This is a genomic window from Paenibacillus sp. J22FR5, from assembly GCF_059691975.1.
Map to the genome: position 1 here is coordinate 1 of NZ_JCAUAN010000015.1, position 15,410 is coordinate 15,410.

General features: G+C 43.0%; 19 protein-coding genes and 1 riboswitch. Of the genes, 15 read left to right on the forward strand and 4 right to left on the reverse strand.

Features of this window, described 5'->3' with window-relative positions:
- Positions 1-287 precede the first annotated feature (287 nt).
- The 4 genes from AC58P7_RS18850 to AC58P7_RS18865 are packed head-to-tail and all read left to right on the forward strand — an operon-like array spanning position 288 to position 1,869.
- Complete coding sequence (locus tag AC58P7_RS18850; RefSeq protein ID WP_497345505.1) at positions 288-737, forward strand: hypothetical protein; 450 nt, start codon at positions 288-290, stop codon at positions 735-737.
- Positions 738-760: 23 nt separating this feature from the next.
- Positions 761-892, forward strand: a complete 132-nt coding sequence (locus AC58P7_RS18855) for a hypothetical protein (RefSeq protein WP_497345507.1) — start codon at positions 761-763, stop codon at positions 890-892.
- Positions 889-1,155 carry a hypothetical protein gene (locus AC58P7_RS18860; RefSeq protein WP_497345509.1) on the forward strand — a complete coding sequence of 89 codons (267 nt, stop codon included), beginning with the start codon at positions 889-891 and terminating at the stop codon, positions 1,153-1,155. The genes AC58P7_RS18855 and AC58P7_RS18860 overlap by 4 nt, the downstream gene beginning before the upstream one ends.
- Before the next feature lie 24 nt (positions 1,156-1,179).
- Positions 1,180-1,869, forward strand: a complete 690-nt coding sequence (locus AC58P7_RS18865; protein WP_497345510.1) for a class I SAM-dependent methyltransferase — start codon at positions 1,180-1,182, stop codon at positions 1,867-1,869.
- A gap of 109 nt (positions 1,870-1,978) precedes the next feature.
- On the opposite strand, the gene AC58P7_RS18870 is transcribed toward AC58P7_RS18865, so the two are convergent.
- Entirely contained in the window at positions 1,979-2,506 is a 528-nt protein-coding gene (locus AC58P7_RS18870; RefSeq protein ID WP_497345512.1) for an inosine/xanthosine triphosphatase, read from the reverse strand.
- A gap of 216 nt (positions 2,507-2,722) precedes the next feature.
- On the opposite strand from AC58P7_RS18870, the gene AC58P7_RS18875 reads away from it, so the two are divergent.
- From AC58P7_RS18875 to AC58P7_RS18900, 6 genes are all read left to right on the forward strand, one after another.
- Positions 2,723-3,766 (forward strand): S-layer homology domain-containing protein, encoded by a 1,044-nt coding sequence (locus tag AC58P7_RS18875; RefSeq protein WP_497345513.1) that lies wholly within the window; start codon positions 2,723-2,725, stop codon positions 3,764-3,766.
- 11 nt (positions 3,767-3,777) lie between these two features.
- Positions 3,778-4,215: a DUF4362 domain-containing protein gene (locus AC58P7_RS18880; RefSeq protein WP_497345515.1), complete on the forward strand. Its 438-nt coding sequence runs from the start codon at positions 3,778-3,780 to the stop codon at positions 4,213-4,215.
- A 266-nt stretch (positions 4,216-4,481) separates the two neighbouring features.
- Positions 4,482-4,616: riboswitch (cyclic di-AMP (ydaO/yuaA leader) on the forward strand.
- Between the two features lie 5 nt (positions 4,617-4,621).
- Positions 4,622-5,272: a SafA/ExsA family spore coat assembly protein gene (gene safA / locus AC58P7_RS18885; RefSeq protein WP_497345517.1), complete on the forward strand. Its 651-nt coding sequence runs from the start codon at positions 4,622-4,624 to the stop codon at positions 5,270-5,272.
- A gap of 206 nt (positions 5,273-5,478) precedes the next feature.
- Positions 5,479-5,937 carry an SRPBCC family protein gene (locus AC58P7_RS18890; protein ID WP_497345519.1) on the forward strand — a complete coding sequence of 153 codons (459 nt, stop codon included), beginning with the start codon at positions 5,479-5,481 and terminating at the stop codon, positions 5,935-5,937.
- Positions 5,938-5,951: 14 nt separating this feature from the next.
- On the forward strand, positions 5,952-6,404 hold the full coding sequence (locus AC58P7_RS18895) for a GNAT family N-acetyltransferase (RefSeq protein WP_497345521.1): 453 nt from the start codon (positions 5,952-5,954) through the stop codon (positions 6,402-6,404).
- A gap of 68 nt (positions 6,405-6,472) precedes the next feature.
- Positions 6,473-6,706 carry a hypothetical protein gene (locus AC58P7_RS18900; protein WP_497345523.1) on the forward strand — a complete coding sequence of 78 codons (234 nt, stop codon included), beginning with the start codon at positions 6,473-6,475 and terminating at the stop codon, positions 6,704-6,706.
- 472 nt (positions 6,707-7,178) lie between these two features.
- Here AC58P7_RS18900 and AC58P7_RS18905 read toward each other — a convergent pair whose 3' ends face one another.
- On the reverse strand, positions 7,179-8,078 hold the full coding sequence (locus AC58P7_RS18905) for a helix-turn-helix transcriptional regulator (protein ID WP_497345525.1): 900 nt from the start codon (positions 8,076-8,078) through the stop codon (positions 7,179-7,181).
- Positions 8,079-8,250: 172 nt separating this feature from the next.
- On the opposite strand from AC58P7_RS18905, the gene AC58P7_RS18910 reads away from it, so the two are divergent.
- The 5 genes from AC58P7_RS18910 (at position 8,251) to AC58P7_RS18930 (ending at position 14,006) form a co-directional block, all read left to right on the forward strand.
- A complete protein-coding gene (locus AC58P7_RS18910; protein ID WP_497345527.1) occupies positions 8,251-10,362 on the forward strand; it encodes a glycoside hydrolase family 52 protein in 2,112 nt (703 codons plus the stop codon).
- A gap of 270 nt (positions 10,363-10,632) precedes the next feature.
- Entirely contained in the window at positions 10,633-11,613 is a 981-nt protein-coding gene (locus AC58P7_RS18915) for a phosphotransferase enzyme family protein (RefSeq protein WP_497345529.1), read from the forward strand.
- Between the two features lie 42 nt (positions 11,614-11,655).
- A complete protein-coding gene (locus AC58P7_RS18920) occupies positions 11,656-12,237 on the forward strand; it encodes a YdeI/OmpD-associated family protein (RefSeq protein ID WP_497345531.1) in 582 nt (193 codons plus the stop codon).
- A gap of 129 nt (positions 12,238-12,366) precedes the next feature.
- Positions 12,367-13,539 (forward strand): alanyl-tRNA editing protein, encoded by a 1,173-nt coding sequence (locus AC58P7_RS18925; RefSeq protein ID WP_497345532.1) that lies wholly within the window; start codon positions 12,367-12,369, stop codon positions 13,537-13,539.
- Positions 13,540-13,628: 89 nt separating this feature from the next.
- A complete protein-coding gene (locus AC58P7_RS18930) occupies positions 13,629-14,006 on the forward strand; it encodes a VOC family protein (protein WP_497345534.1) in 378 nt (125 codons plus the stop codon).
- A gap of 149 nt (positions 14,007-14,155) precedes the next feature.
- On the opposite strand, the gene AC58P7_RS18935 is transcribed toward AC58P7_RS18930, so the two are convergent.
- On the reverse strand, positions 14,156-14,707 hold the full coding sequence (locus AC58P7_RS18935) for a D-glycero-alpha-D-manno-heptose-1,7-bisphosphate 7-phosphatase (RefSeq protein ID WP_497345536.1): 552 nt from the start codon (positions 14,705-14,707) through the stop codon (positions 14,156-14,158).
- The gene (locus AC58P7_RS18940; RefSeq protein WP_497345538.1) at positions 14,704-15,408 is read right to left on the reverse strand and encodes a nucleotidyltransferase family protein; all 705 of its coding nucleotides are present in this window, start codon (positions 15,406-15,408) and stop codon (positions 14,704-14,706) included. The genes AC58P7_RS18935 and AC58P7_RS18940 overlap by 4 nt, the downstream gene beginning before the upstream one ends.
- Between the last annotated feature and the right edge of the window lie 2 nt (positions 15,409-15,410).

Here is a 15,410-nt window from a genome sequence, read left to right on the forward strand (position 1 = left end):
CTTACAAGATAGCGTAAAACGTAAACGATTTAGACGAGACCCAGAAAAGTACCTAGAAAGCCTGGAAAACCTATGGGACGCACAGTGCGTTTGCTAATCTTGCCGTCGTAGCTTTTTTTGAATTTACAGGGCGTGAATTCAGAACCTGGTAGAGTTAATATAAACTCTATCGGGTTATTTTTGTTGGCTTCAAAACGGATTCCCTTACATAAAAAGGTAATGTGACCACATAGGCGAATACAATGTAGGATGTGATAATTTTTTTGTAATAAAAGGGGTAGGCTCATATGATCTTCAGTCGAATAATTTCCTTTATAGTACCGCTCTTTTTATATGGTATGTTTTACGCTTTCGGTGTATTCAAAAAGTTAAACGCTATACAACATGTTGGAGTTCTGCTTCTAGTAGTTATGTTCATATTCGTACTAGTGGCATCTTTTTATAAAATTAAAGACGGAAAGCTAACGAAACACTTCTTTCTGATCCAAACATGCGAAATTCCACTCCAAGAAATAAAAAGAATCGAAGCCGTTACGGTCAAAAAATTCGGATATGTGTATCTTAAGATCGGGAAGTCACCCGGTGAAGATTACTATGTTGTGCATATGAAAAAAGGGGGGCAGTACATAATCGATGCCAGTTATCGGTCAAAAGGAGTGAATTTGGGGAGGTACCTAAACAAGAAATATCACATCCCTCTTACTGAAATTGAGAAAATGAAATATTTATATGGATAGCCGTAAAGGAGGGGGACTTTAGTGTGAAGATTTATGAAAGATCTTTAACAATCCAATTGGTACTAATCATCGTGATGATTGTCATTAACGCATTGCAACTCATCATTAATATCGGTAACAACAGGCCTGCAATCTTTTATATCATGTACACGTGACACTTGCGGTGTTTGTCTTCCTTGCTGTTCCGGCTTGTTTAGATCTCATTAGAAAAGATTGTATGAAAACCATAGGCAAAATCGTGGTTATGGAAGAATTTCGGATTCACAGTTTAAAACCAAATGGTAAAGTCATGAAAGTGCGTGTCAAAGCAGCAGAATATGGACATTTTCTCCTTGATCAAGAGGTAGAATTGCAGGTGGCAAAGCGTTCAGGGAGTTTGCTGGCGATATTTGCTATGGATACATTAGATCAAATGTAAAACTTATAATTGCGGAGGCTTCCTATGGGAATCGAATGGTACGAAATGATCGCCAGACGAAATGGCGGATACAAGAGCAGAGCGGTTTATACGGTCGAGGGAAGATCGGCCGAGGATGTTTTTGAAGAAAGGCTGATTGGGATGCTTCCCCGATTTCAGTCGGTTTTGGATGCGGGATGTGGTCATGGGGAATTTACTTTGAAAATGTCAACATACACGAACCAAATTATCGGTTTTGATAATTCTAAGGAGCTCATGAGAATCGCACAGGATTTGCTTCGTTCCTGCCAAGCCCAGAACGTCGAATTTATTTATACGACAACGAAAGCTGAACTTCCTTTTGAGGACGAGCAGTTTGATTTGATTTATGACCGAAGAGGGCCGACCTCAATTATTAATCATAGTAGAGTGTTGAAATCGGGTGGTACGATATTTGGAATCCATGTGAATGTGGATGCTGTTAAAGAGCGGTTGGTGAGAAATGGCTTCCAAGACATCGTAATCGAAGAGTTTCAACAGGCTGTTACCTACTTCCCGACGAGGGAAGAATTCGCTATCTTTTTATCGGACGGGCCGGGGAGTCCGGATTTCACTAAAGCTGAGCATAAGCAAGAGTTAGAAGAACTATTTAGCGAAATTGCTTCGCAAGGAAGATTGGTAGGAGAATTGGGTTACAAAGAGCATAAGTACGTTTGGCAGGCCAGAAAACCATAATGAATGAGGGAAATTAGCGATATCGCTTGTTCAAAACCAATTAGAGGGCACGCCACAGTTGAAATATCTACTGCAGGGAGCCCTCTTTGTCTATTTCATAGCCATTATTCTACTTATAAAAAGACGACTTAAATGGCGTCAGCGCTGCAATGACCGCATCCCGAAAAACGTCACTCCGTGTAATTCGCCCATCGGTAAATAAACCATATGCGCCTTCTTTGTGATTACTCCCGACAGTGCTGCTCAGATCATCAATAATATGACGCAGCTCGGTTCCGCCTTGCTTTAATTTCTCTCCAATGTCATTCGGTATCGGGAAATAAAGTCCTTTGCCGACATAAATCTGCGTACCATTCCAAGCGGCACAAACGGAGAAGAGATACCACTGATTCGTGTGCACATGATCATAGGTAAGTCCGCCTTCAAGACCAAGTCCAATGTCTGCATCTGGCACTTCTTCAAGTACATGTTTCGCGCGATTGATTGCACCGATTATGGTTTCATCTTCCGTTAAAGGCTGATCGGACACACCAGAAGGGACGGAGTGACAGATCGGTTCTACCCCAGCAGCGCGGACAACTGCAGCTCGTTTCGCTTGATTGTGCGTGCCTAATGCAATTCTTAATTCTTTTTCCAACTTGTCTAACCACTCCTTGCAAACGTAATGCGAATTACTTGATGAACTAGCATTAGTATACCATGTTTTCATTGATTTCTAGAATGGAACCTAACGACCAGTAACGATTTCAAATAAATGTTAGTTTACATAAAACATTTCCAGTGTCAGTTGCGTCAAACATGTAGATGGAAATTACGTCGTACACTTGGAAAATGTTGAACTGGAGTGATGGACATGATCGTTGGAAAAAAATACATAATGACACTCGCGTGCGCTGCTAGTTTAATATCGATTTTCGTCTTACCAGTAGAAGCCAAAGACGGTCCATTCCGAGATGTCAAAGCTTCTTTCTGGGGCGCCGGGGCTGTGCAATGGGCCTATGACAATAAGGTGGCGGAAGGATTTCCGGACGGGACATTTGGGCCTGACCGGCCTGTTGAGCAATTAGAGTTTATCGCGATGCTTGTTCGTGCTTTTCAGCCAGCAGATGTAGAACCACCTGGTATAGGTGGTGATTGGTCAACACCTTATGTCAATTATGGATTGAAGAACAATTGGACATTAATATCGCAGAAGACGATAGAAGGCTACCAAGAGCCTGTATATGTGAACAGAGGGACGGCGACGTTATTACTTGCCAATGCAGCAGGTAAAAGCTATGACAACATGTACCAATCGATTGAATATATGATGCAGTTAGGTGTGTCGAATGGAAAAACGGAGATGAATTATAACGGTTTCATGCCCGAAGATCGTTTAACAAGAGCAGAGGCTGTGACCATGATCCAACGTTTTCGGAATAAAATAGAAACACTTCGCCCAACTCCTGACATCAACGTTGCTAGGAGCAATGATTTTGATCCTAGGACTGCCAAAGTAGGGGATCTCGTGGCAGGATGGCAAATTACTTCCATCGATAGCAAAACAAACGAGAACGGGGAATTGTTTTATGCAATTGTCGAATTTGATACGAGAGAAATAACGATAAGTGGTACGTATGATAACGTGCCTGAAGGCAGTGAATTTTTTGACGGTATCATGTTTACGCTCGACACGGATTCCGAGACGAAGATACCAAGAATCAAATCTGGTGGAACCAGAACAGGAGACGCGATCATTTTTCGTTCCCCAGAGGCAGAGAATGTATTCTCACCACAAGGCTCGCGGGGCAGCGCGACCATAGCGATCTCTGGATTTTCCATCCATTATTGGCCGAAAGATGATTATCGCGATAGCACTAGGTTTGTGAAAGCTATTGAAGTGAGTCCGAATAACTAGGGGGATTAGAAATGAGATTGTTGAATCAAGGTTTCGTATTGCTTATTGGTGCAATTCTACTTAGCTCATGCTCAGATGAGAAGTTTAGCGTTGACCAAGCTACAAAACAAGGAGATGTCATCAATATTCATGGACAAATAAGTAATTTAGACCGGTTCACCCAGTTCATGAAGGACGTGGAAGGGCATGTAGATAGTCAGATTCGGATAGCACAACTGACCATTGAAGGGGATCCGATTTATTATGAGCTGGATTACAAAAAAGGTAAGATCTCTTATACCTATGATAATTCAGAGGATAAATTTGGTGCGAAAAATATTATAAAAACCGTTTGCACTGGTATAATTTCAGAGAAAGTGGAGCGTGGTGTTGCTTATAAACTGGATGGTTGTAAAGATACAAAGATTGGGCAATCTTTTACGTTTGTGGTACCGGGTAATGGGGGATAGGAGCTTCAACTTTCTCATTCCATTTGTGCTAATTCATAATCAAACCAGGTTCGTATTTCTCCAGTTGACTCGTTCTCGATCGTATTGTTGCGATGCTTGATGAAATTGTTTCTTTTCTTATCCAGATAGCGAAGAATTGAGGGCTTAAGTAGTCAATACCAAATTGACTTTTATTGTTTGCGCTTTCAAGAATGAGCTGGAAAATTTTGAGTCATGTTTTCACTGATTTCGCATGATACAATCTTTAAGATCCGTATTGGATCAAACAACTTAGAAGGCCGAAGCTTCGTGTGAAGCACGGGGGACCCAATCTCTGGGGTGAAGCCGCTTTTTCGCGGCCGGGTGATTACTCTTTGATCCGAATCCGACAGCTAACCTCGCAGGCCGCAAAAAGGAGAGGTTTATTTTGAAACGTTACAAAAAGCTTATGGTTACTGGTGCACTTGGTTTGAGCATCCTTATGGGGACGAATGCGGCATTTGCTGCGACGGGTACTTATACGGTAGCAGGTAATGATACCATGTGGTTGATCTCGAAGAAATATGGCGTCAGTCTATCTTCGCTTATCAAGGCAAACCCTCAAGTTGCTAATCCGAACGTGATTTGGTCGGGCATGAAACTTAACATTCCAAGCAGCACGAGCTCTAACTCGGTTACCCAAACACCGGTTACGACTGCGCCATCGCAATCAGCTTTTGCAAGCCAAGTAGTTAGCTTAGTTAACCAAGAACGAACAAAAGCTGGACTGAAACCTTTAACCAGCAACAGCGCACTTACAGCAATGGCTTTGGATAAAGCGAAGGATATGTACAATAACGGTTATTTCGATCATACATCGCCAACCTACGGTTCTCCATTTGATATGATGCGCTCATATGGAATTAGTTATTCCTACGCGGGTGAAAACATTGCTAAGGGTCAACAAACGCCTGAAGCCGTCATGACCGCGTGGATGAACAGTTCAGGTCACCGTCAAAATATTTTAAGTCCCAATTTCACGCAGATTGGCGTTGCCTATTATAACGGTGAGTGGGTTCAGGAGTTTATTAGTTATTAATTTTTTTGAAAATATCGTAATCTAGTACCAGCAACCTAGTGTTGCTGGCTTTTTGCGTTTAAATAAACAAAGCAGGGATTTTTTGTGATTTATTGAATTCATAATTAGGAACGTTATTTATTAAATTGTTAGTTTGGAAATGGCCCTAATCCTATTAGAATTATAACAACAACGTAATAAAATAGTTCAACCAAGAGGTGCACCCCATGATTAAGGTTTCCACAGAAATTGAAATTGAAGCAACGATTGAAATTTGTTTTGATTTTGCAAGGAATATTGATATACATACTCAGACTGTATGGCCTCACACAAAGGAAAGAGCGATTGCCGGAACAACTACAGGTATGATAAGTGGAGGGGAAACGGTTACTTTTGAGGCGAGGCACTTCTTCATTAGACAAAGACACTCTTCACTCATATCGAATTACGTTCGACCCTATCAGTTTGTTGATGAGATGATACAGGGTACTTTCAAAAGTATGAGACACGAACATGAATTCATTGATTTAGGAAATAAAACTTTAATGAAGGATACTTTATATTTTGAGGCTCCACTTGGTTGGATAGGATGGATCGTAGAAAGAGTTGTCTTGAGAAACTATATGCTGCGTTTTTTGAATTATCGAAATGCACAATTAAAGATAGTTGCTGAAAGACTTAAATAGAAGGAGGAGCCAATATGAATAAAGTTGATGCTCGTTTGATTCACCATGATGAATTAAGTGAACTCTTAAAATTGTACAAGCACTTACATGAACATGATCCTGATCTCATTTTTGATAATAAACTTGAAGACTTATGGCATGAGATCATGAACGACAAATATATGAAAATTATTGTTGTAGAGAAAAATGGCGTGATTGTATCTTCAGTCGTGTTGACGATTATTAAAAATTTGACTAGAAATGCAAGACTTTATGGACTTATAGAGAATGTGGTAACGCATGAACAATATAGAAAAAATGGATATGCCAGAATGGCTTTGGATAAAGCAATTGAAATTGCTATGGACCATACCTGTTATAAGGTCATGCTCATGACAGGGTCAAAGCGTGAAGAGATACATAGTTTTTATGAGAAGAGCGGATTTAGCAAAGGTTTGAAAACAGGATTTATACGCAAATTAGAATGATTCAAACATACGACTGGACGGTTCACTCAGGCAATACTACCCTTCAGGAGCTCGCGGAGATCGGTCAAATGGAGAAAGAAGCTGTTTTGAATGCAGAAGTATTCATCATCATGCTGCCAGCAGGAAAAGGAAGCCATGTCGAGCTGGGACTTGCTTTAGGGGCTAGGAAGACTATATGTTTATATTCTGCAAATGAAGATTTTAATGATATTGAAACAACGAGTACATTTTATCAGTTACCTGAGGTCCATAAAATAAATGGAACATTAGACGATTTGGTTTCTAGAATTGATCGCCTGTAGAATAGGCGCCCGCAGGCGCAAATGGGGTTGTGAATTCGAACGAGAAATTGCTTCGTGGAAAATGGTGAATCCAATTGCGCATAAGTGGCTGTCTCACAAGTAGATTCTTCTACTGGTGGACGGCCATTTAACATTGGTCAGGGTATGGGTCCCACAAAAAGTCGAAAGGGAACCTAGGTGCGCTATCTCGTTGAAATCGGCTATTTTTGGCGTTAAGCGGAACTATGATGCGCTATTTGCTCGATTTTCGTATTTTTTGGCGATTTTCGGTTAAATAGAGTACTGACGTTCCCTTTCGAGGCCAATATCGCACGTTTAGCCGCAAATAGCGTCCCCTGTTTCCCTTACAGTATTGGTTCGTTAAAAAGGAACATATGAGATTGAAGATTTTATGGTCTCATCAAGCTTGACGGGGTTAAGGGAAGCTATTCGGTATCACTTATCACAGAAGAGGCAAAGAAAATAAATATCCTCACCAAGACAGATGCCTGTAAGCAGTGGGGGATAAATTGGTCCATCGTTTGAATTGTTTGCTAAATTGAGACAAATCCTTGTAACCAAGCTGTTCCGCGATATGCTCGATCGAAAGCGTAGGGTCCATCAGCATGAGTTTAGCTTGGCGGAGTTTGATTGTACTTAAATAATGACGTGGCGAGACCCCGTAAGCTTTGTGAAAAACGCGATTACAGTGCGCAGGACTGTAGCCGAGTTGCTTCGCAATCCCTGTAATCCGGAAAGGATCCTGCCCTTTGTTCGTTGTTGAAGCTTGATGCTCAATAAGCGCTGCTAGCTGAGGGGCTAGGCCTGAATCTTCTGTGTGCCGATTAGAAGCCTCGGCTTCATCTAATAATACCTCGCTCAACGCGGTGAAAATGCGAAAAGAAGCATGCAACGATTGCAGCTTTAAACTCAGACCACTAGGGGCATTTTCGCTAGCCATTTGCGCAAGATCCATAAGAATAGGGCGGAGCAATCTCTCCATTTTGCTGCCAGAGGGGTGAAGCGTTAGGCCAATTTGATTTAATTGCTGACGAAACCAAGGATCGGTTACCTCCAAATGTACACACACGTACTCCATCATGCTCCCATCGACAGCGCCCAAGCTTGCATGCAACTCATTCGGAAGTATCCAAACCAAATCACCTTGCTTTTGTACAAAATGATTCTCTCTAACACGCATCCGCTGTGAGCCTTCTACGACGAGATTCAGCTCAAACATGGGATGATGATGTTCTGGAAAAGACCATTGCGCGTTAACTTTGCGAAGATGTGCAGCAAAAATCCGAAATGAAGCCTGCACATCGGGCAGCATGCCGCCATGAACGACATTTTCGAGACCAGCGGGTAATGATTCTTGTTGAAAGTCTTTCATATATGTGAGCTCCTTTGAAAAGGTAGTAAGCCGTTCGCTATGTTAACTATCTCATTGAAAAGGGGTGGAAATCAAATGTTTCTTTTGTCCAAATGAAAGATCGTATTGCCCATGGGTTCAGTATTTTGGTCATTGTATAATAAGGGCAAATGACTGAGAGGGGCATCCTGATATGAAGAACCAATTTTTCAATGCACACCATTCGCCAGTTGGCGCATTTGCAAGCTTTACACTAGGTTTTCCAGGCAAAAGCGGAGGCTTCGACCTAGAACAAGCGCGACCTCCAAAGCAAAATATATATATTGGACTAGAATCCATCCAAGGCGGCATTTATGATGCATTGCCTTTCTTCGAGCAGGTTAGTGAAGACGAGAGCCTTCGCTATGATATCGAAAATCCAGATCCGAAGCCGAATAAAAAGAAAGTATTGTTTCCTTTTGCACAGGACGAGATTCGTAGAGATTTCAAAGTCAGCACAGATACGTGGAAAGCTGGCGATTTGGAATTTAGTCTCATTTCTCCGGCACAGTCCGTTCCTGATCCAACAACAGCAAGTGAAGAGGAGCTTCGTTTAGCTCTCGTCCCAGCCGTTCTTGCTAAGATTACCGTTGATAATACCAAAGGCACTTCATCTAGAAGAGTATTCTTCGGGTATCAAGGTACAGATCCGTACAGTGCCATGCGCAGGTTGGATGATACGATGGAAGGCGCCGCGGGTGTTGGACAAGGTCGGATTACGGCAATAGTTTCTCAAGATCCAGAAGTGCGTTCAGGGTTGTATTTCAGTATCGAAGATATTTTGCAGATGAAAATTGCCCAAAACTTGACTTTCGGCCTCGGTACGGTTGGTGCCTTGTTCGCAGATACGCCTGCTGGTGAGAAGCGAACGTATCACTTCGCAATTTGTTTCCATCGTTCAGGCATCGTTACCGCGGGTCGTGATGCATCCTATACCTACGCACGTTTATTCCCAAATATTGAAGCGGTTGCTGGTTACGCATTGGGGAATTTCGATAAGCTTGCTGCGCTTGCTCAAAGCTCGGACGCAAACATCGAAACTTCTCGCGTGTCGGCGGATCAGAAGTTTATGCTTTCGCATGCCATTCGCAGCTACTATGGAAACACACAGCTTCTGGATATGGACGATGAGCCATTCTGGATCGTCAATGAGGGCGAATATCGCATGATGAACACGTTCGATTTGACGGTTGATCAATTATTTTATGAGCTGGCTTTGAATCCATGGACAGTTCGTAATGAGTTGGATATGTTCGTAAAGCGTTATAGTTATGAAGATAAAGTCTGCTTCCACGGTGACCCTACTGAATATCCTGGCGGAATCTCCTTTACACATGATATGGGGGTAGCGAATACCCTTTCTCGTCCAGGGTACTCTGCCTATGAGCTTTACGGTTTGGACGACTGCTTCTCGCACATGACGCATGAGCAGTTGGTGAATTGGACATTATGCGGAGCGACGTATGCGGCACATACAGACGATCAAGCGTGGCTGCAAGCGAATCTAAGGATTTTTGACAAATGTTTAACGAGCATGATCAATCGCGATCATCCGAATCCAGAGCTGCGCAATGGGGTTATGTCACTAGATAGTACGCGCACCATGGGTGGAGCAGAAATCACTACCTACGACAGCTTAGACGTCTCACTTGGACAATCGCGTAACAATATTTATATGGCAGGCAAATGTTGGGCGGCATACGTGGCTATGGAAAGCATTTTTGCTCAAAATGGCAGAGAAGATCTGGCTCTTATTGCGAGTGAGCAGGCTTTGAAATGCGCACAAACCGTAACGTCATACGTAACCGAAGATGGTTACATTCCAGCCGTTGTTGGTGAAGGCAATGATTCCAAAATCATTCCAGCCATCGAAGGCTTGGTATTTCCTTTCTTCACAGGTAACAAGTCAGCGCTTGATGTGAATGGTCGTTACGGCTTTTATATCGAAGCATTGAAAAAGCATCTGGATGTCGTACTTGTAGAAGGCACCTGCCTATTCGCGGATGGCGGCTGGAAGCTTTCCTCCACAAGTAATAACTCGTGGCTAAGCAAAATTTATTTATGCCAATTCGTAGCACGTGAAATTCTTGGTTTGGCTTGGGATGAGAACGGATCAGCAGCCGATGCAGCGCATGTAGCCTGGTTGACGCACCCAACCTTATCCATCTGGAGCTGGAGTGATCAAATCATTTCAGGTGAGATCACAGGAAGCAAGTATTACCCGCGTGGTGTGACGAGTATTTTATGGCTTCTGGAAAGTAAATAAGTGGCAAAGAGCAACTGAAGCGTAAAGCTTTGGTTGCTTTTTTGTTGGTACTATTTGTAAAATAAAGCATGGTGATTGAATGACAAAAGTGGCACGCTAGAATAGATAGTTTTACGATTAGTTACCAATGGCATTTGAATACTTGGGTTTCCTAGGCGATGAGAGCGAGTTGAAGGTATAATGAAAGCGTATAGAGTTTTTTTCTTAGTGTTTATTTGTTCGGGGCTTTTGTGAGGAAAAAGAGGTAGGTTAGAAGCCGAGGTGGACATCGTGAATAGGGTCAGTATCGAGCAGGTGCTGGATGAAATTATCACAAGCGTGCAATTGAAGTTTGGGATGAGAGTTGTTGATACACGCGTTATAGACAAGGGATGGTTAAATGTAAAATGGCGATTCTTGATTGACTCAGGACCCATATTCGTTAAATATTATCATCCCAATCGATATAAACTGCATGTGCCTGAGAGACGGGCTAAAATTGAAAAGACACTCTTTTTGCAACAGCGCTTACATGAGACAGGTGTAGCTTGTCCGAGGGTCTTTTCATTGGACGGGCAGTTTATTCAAGAAACAACGAGCGGATACCTATTTGCAGTGATGGATTGGGTTCAGGGGAGTTTAGCAGCAGCTGGGAACATGAGTATCGCTCATATGCATGATTTCGGTAAGACTACGGGGCGTATGCATCAGCTACTCCGAGATGTGGAACTTGATCTATGTTCATGGATGCCAGATCAAGCGGACTGTTTGACAGATTTACATGGAAATTTGGAACAAGCTAAACAAGAACAGAGTAATGACTTAATCGAGCTGCTCGAACAAGCAATAAAGCACGTTCAATCGCTAGATTTTGGAATATTTGATGAAAGTCCAATAGGGTGGACGCATTGGGATTTATGGGCTGATAATGTTGTGCTGAATGAGCACGGTGTGGCGGGCATTGTAGATTTTGACCGCATGGCGGTAGCGTATCCAGAAATCGATGTGGCGCGAGCCATTCTATCCGGTGCTTTTGAGTTAAAGGGGATTCGGCTGGATGCCGTCCAAGCGTTTCTAGCGGGATATCGTGAACATATGGAAGTGTCGAAAGGACTTATTTTACGCAGTGTCAAAATGTTATATCTCATCGAATCCACCTGGTGGCTTCGAACGGAAGTCCTGCAAGATACCGCAGTGCCCAAGCGATTTTTGGAGGAAATGGTGTGGCTTACGACGCATTGGGAAGAGCTTCGAGAGATTTTAATAGATTAATGATATACCAATTGTCTATACGACATCTAGGAGGCGAATCATTTGACGAATAAAAACGAATTGCCGCAGCTTCTTTTTGAGGATCAGATTGCTTTTGAAAAGTGGCTAGCCCTTAACCATAGCTCTTCACCAGGTATTCGATTACAAATTGCGAAGAAAGGCGCTCGGATAACTTCCGTTTCCTATGATCAGGCGCTCGAAAGCGCTTTGTGTTATGGTTGGATCGATAGTCAAAAAGAAAAGGCGGACGAGCAGTCATGGCTACAACGTTTTACGCCTCGTGGTGTCAAAAGCATTTGGTCCAAAGTGAACAAAGACAAGGCTGAGTTGCTGATTGCTCAGGGGAGAATGAAGCCTTCTGGATTGAAAGCGATTGAGGCTGCCAAGAAGAACGGTCAATGGGAGAAAGCCTATGAACCACAAAGTAATGCTACCATTCCGGAGGATTTTGCCTTGGAATTGGAGAGAAATAGCGAGGCGAAGGCTTTCTATGATACGCTGGATCGGCAAAACCAATATGCTATTACGTTCCGGATACATACGGCGAAGAAGCAAGAAACCCGTGTTAAGCGTATTAAGGAATTTATTTTGATGCTTGAAAATGGGGAGAAGATTTATCCTTAAAATAGATTTAGGAAACAATCTCGGAGCTGATTACATGAATATTAAAGTAATTCCCAAAGAACTTTACTAAAGGCGGCAAAGATTATATCGTTATGGAACGATTGTTCCACGGAGAGGAAACCGAACATCATGACGCAAAAACTATATTATGATTCTGCCTATTTGAAAGAATGGCAAACAACCATCAGTCAAACCATCGAACGAGAAGACGGCACCTATGTCCTCTTAGAGAAGACAGCATTTTATCCGCATGGTGGCGGACAGCCTTGTGATATCGGTGAAATCAATGGGATTCCCGTTATGGACGTTCTTCTGGAGGAAGACGAAGTCTTGCATAAGCTCGAGCGATTGCCAGAAGGAACGCAAGTATCGTGCCAAATTGATTGGCAAACTCGATTCGACCATATGCAGCAGCACAGTGGACAGCATCTGCTCTCGGCAGTGTGCAGAGACCTTTATGAGGCCAATACGGTGAGCTTTCATCTCGGGACGGAGTATTGCACGATCGATGTGAAGACGCTTGATCTTGATACTAGCAAGTTGACGGCTATTGAGATGGAAGTGAACCGTCAGATTTATCAGAACCGCTTGATCAGCAGCTATTTCGTTACGCCAGAGGAGTTGGCGCAGCTACCACTTGTCAAACAGCCGAAGGTGACGACGAACATCCGGATCGTTGAAATTAAAGGCGTGGAGTATAACGCTTGCGGAGGTACGCATGTTTCGTCAACTGGCGAAATCGGGATGATCAAATTGCTGAAAACGGAGAAACAGAAAGGGAATACGCGTATTTATTTTACATGTGGTTTCCGGGCACTAACTGAATTTACTGATAATATCCGAATTCTTGGGGCGTTGTCTGGCAAATTTAATACGGGTAAAGATGAAATCATAGACCGTATCGAGAAGTGGGAGCTTGAGCATAAACAAGTGCAGACTGAGCTTGCTGAGCTTAAGGAGAAACTTGACGAGTACGAATCACGTGAGCTATTGGAGGCAAGTAAGGGTGTCGTTGCACAGCAATTTGAGAATAAAACACTAAAAGATATGCAAAGCCTAGCTACTAAGATAGCTTCGAAGACAGATCTTCCGATTTTGTTTGTATCTACTTCGGAGCACAAAGTAGTTTTTGCACACAATGGCAGCCACGGTCAAGCATGCGGCGCATTCTTCAAAACCCATTTGAGCAACTTCAATGGCAAAGGTGGCGGCAGTGATAAAATGGCGCAAGCGGGGTTCACTAGTGGCGAGGATGCTTTGGCCTTCTATACATTTGCACAAGTGCAGATTAGAGGGAACTAACTGCTATCAAAAGGACAGGATAGTTGAACTGAATTGTAATATTTTGTATAATGAAATGTCACCATATTAAATGAAATGGAGATTAACAAATGATTACTAAACTAGGTCAAGTTATGTTATATGTGAATGATCAAGATGCGTCATTGAAATTTTGGACAGAAAAATTAGGGTTTAGCTTAGTTTCTGAGGAGAAAAATGAGTTCATGAGATGGCTTGAAATTGCCCCAACGGACGGATCGCAAACGAGTATTGTGCTCCACGACAAGCAATTTATTGCAAAAATGCAACCGGAATTAAATCTGAGTACACCTTCGTTATTGTTTTTCTCGGATGATCTCGATGGCTTATATAAAGACTTCGCGGATAAAAAAATCACACTCGGTGAGCTTGTAACTATGCCTACTGGACGAGTATTCAATTTTGCCGATGATGAAGGAAATTACTTTGCGGTTTTGGAAAAAAAGTAATTCTTAAATAAGACATAAATAAATAGTTATACGATAAAGCGGCTGCCGTATTGGTAGCCCTTTTGCTTAGGAGATACATCTTCGATATGCTAGAGTTCATTAGACGAAAGAAACGGGCTAAAAAGCCCGGCCATAACAATATTTTTATCTTATTTACATTTTTCGAAAAAATGCTCAGCCGCCTCTCCTACATGCCTTACAGTAAACGTAGCCGCTGTAGTAGAACTCCCATCACAGTCGCGGATTAAGATCGAGGTCCCGATTCCCGCCCGCAAACCTGCTTCGATGTCACTCTCTTTATCACCTATGATCACCGATGAGGCTAGATCCAGCTGGAACTCCTGCATTGCTTGCAAAATCATACCCGGATTCGGCTTTCGGCAGAATGCGTCTTGTTTGTATTCACCGATGCCGTGTACCGGGTGATAGGGACAAAAATATACTTTGGCTATCCGGATACCGTGTGCCTCGAATTGACCCGCCATCCATGCCGTTAACGCCCAAAAGTCGTCCTCTGTGTAATATCCCCGCCCAATACCCGCTTGGTTGGTCACGATGATGAGTAAAAACCCCGCTTGCTGAAAACGTAAAAGGTTCTCGAAGATACCCTTGGTAAACTCGAAATCCTCCACTTTATAAACATACGATTTGTCAAGGTTAATTACACCATCCCTGTCGAGCAAAAGCGCCTTTGGTCTCATCCGTCCCCACCTCCGGTGCCCAGCTCGGACTTCGCACGCTCATAGTCTTCCGGAATACCGATATCGATAAAATAACCCTCACTCGGGAAGCCATACATGTTAAGCTTCTGAACTCCAGGATTTTCTAGAAATTGCTCAAACGAAAATTTGGCAGACAGCTCGAATGGATCCCATAAATCGGTACGAGCAACGTATACACCACCATTAATCAAGCCGGATTCGCACATCCGTTTCTCCTGAAAGCTCAACACCCTACAGTCCGAACTTACGATAACGGTACCATATCGGTCAAACCGCCTCATCGGTTTAAGCGAAAGCGTCAAGTCGGCAGCGCGGTCTTGATGAACCTGTACCAGCTGCGGGATATCGACGTGGAACAACGTGTCTCCATTTACTAACAGCACCTGATCGCTGGAAATCAGATTCATCGCCTTCTTTAGAGCCCCTCCAGTTCCTAGCGGTTCTTCTTCCACCGAATAGGCGATTCTTATTTCTCCGCAGCGATGGCCGAAATAGGAGCGTATGGTTTCATGTTTGTATCCTACCGCGAGTACCACCCTGCGAACCCCTTGCATCTCCAACCGTTCAAGAATGTAACGAAGAAACGGTTTGTCTCCTACGGGAGCCATCGGTTTCGGTACATCCCATATAACCTCCCGCAAACGAGTCCCGAGTCCGCCTGCTAAAATGACTGCTTCCATAT

What these genes read in the sequence shown, in the direction of transcription:
- AC58P7_RS18850 (WP_497345505.1), top strand. Translation starts at nt 288, where the DNA reads ATGATCTTCAGTCGAATAATTTCCTTTATAGTACCGCTCTTTTTATAT.
- AC58P7_RS18865 (WP_497345510.1), top strand. Translation starts at nt 1,180, where the DNA reads ATGGGAATCGAATGGTACGAAATGATCGCCAGACGAAATGGCGGATAC.
- AC58P7_RS18875 (WP_497345513.1), top strand. Translation starts at nt 2,723, where the DNA reads ATGATCGTTGGAAAAAAATACATAATGACACTCGCGTGCGCTGCTAGT.
- AC58P7_RS18880 (WP_497345515.1), top strand. Translation starts at nt 3,778, where the DNA reads ATGAGATTGTTGAATCAAGGTTTCGTATTGCTTATTGGTGCAATTCTA.
- AC58P7_RS18890 (WP_497345519.1), top strand. Translation starts at nt 5,479, where the DNA reads ATGATTAAGGTTTCCACAGAAATTGAAATTGAAGCAACGATTGAAATT.
- AC58P7_RS18895 (WP_497345521.1), top strand. Translation starts at nt 5,952, where the DNA reads ATGAATAAAGTTGATGCTCGTTTGATTCACCATGATGAATTAAGTGAA.
- AC58P7_RS18900 (WP_497345523.1), top strand. Translation starts at nt 6,473, where the DNA reads ATGGAGAAAGAAGCTGTTTTGAATGCAGAAGTATTCATCATCATGCTG.
- AC58P7_RS18905 (WP_497345525.1), bottom strand. Translation starts at nt 8,078, where the DNA reads ATGAAAGACTTTCAACAAGAATCATTACCCGCTGGTCTCGAAAATGTC.
- AC58P7_RS18910 (WP_497345527.1), top strand. Translation starts at nt 8,251, where the DNA reads ATGAAGAACCAATTTTTCAATGCACACCATTCGCCAGTTGGCGCATTT.
- AC58P7_RS18925 (WP_497345532.1), top strand. Translation starts at nt 12,367, where the DNA reads ATGACGCAAAAACTATATTATGATTCTGCCTATTTGAAAGAATGGCAA.
- AC58P7_RS18930 (WP_497345534.1), top strand. Translation starts at nt 13,629, where the DNA reads ATGATTACTAAACTAGGTCAAGTTATGTTATATGTGAATGATCAAGAT.
- AC58P7_RS18935 (WP_497345536.1), bottom strand. Translation starts at nt 14,707, where the DNA reads ATGAGACCAAAGGCGCTTTTGCTCGACAGGGATGGTGTAATTAACCTT.
- AC58P7_RS18940 (WP_497345538.1), bottom strand. Translation starts at nt 15,408, where the DNA reads ATGGAAGCAGTCATTTTAGCAGGCGGACTCGGGACTCGTTTGCGGGAG.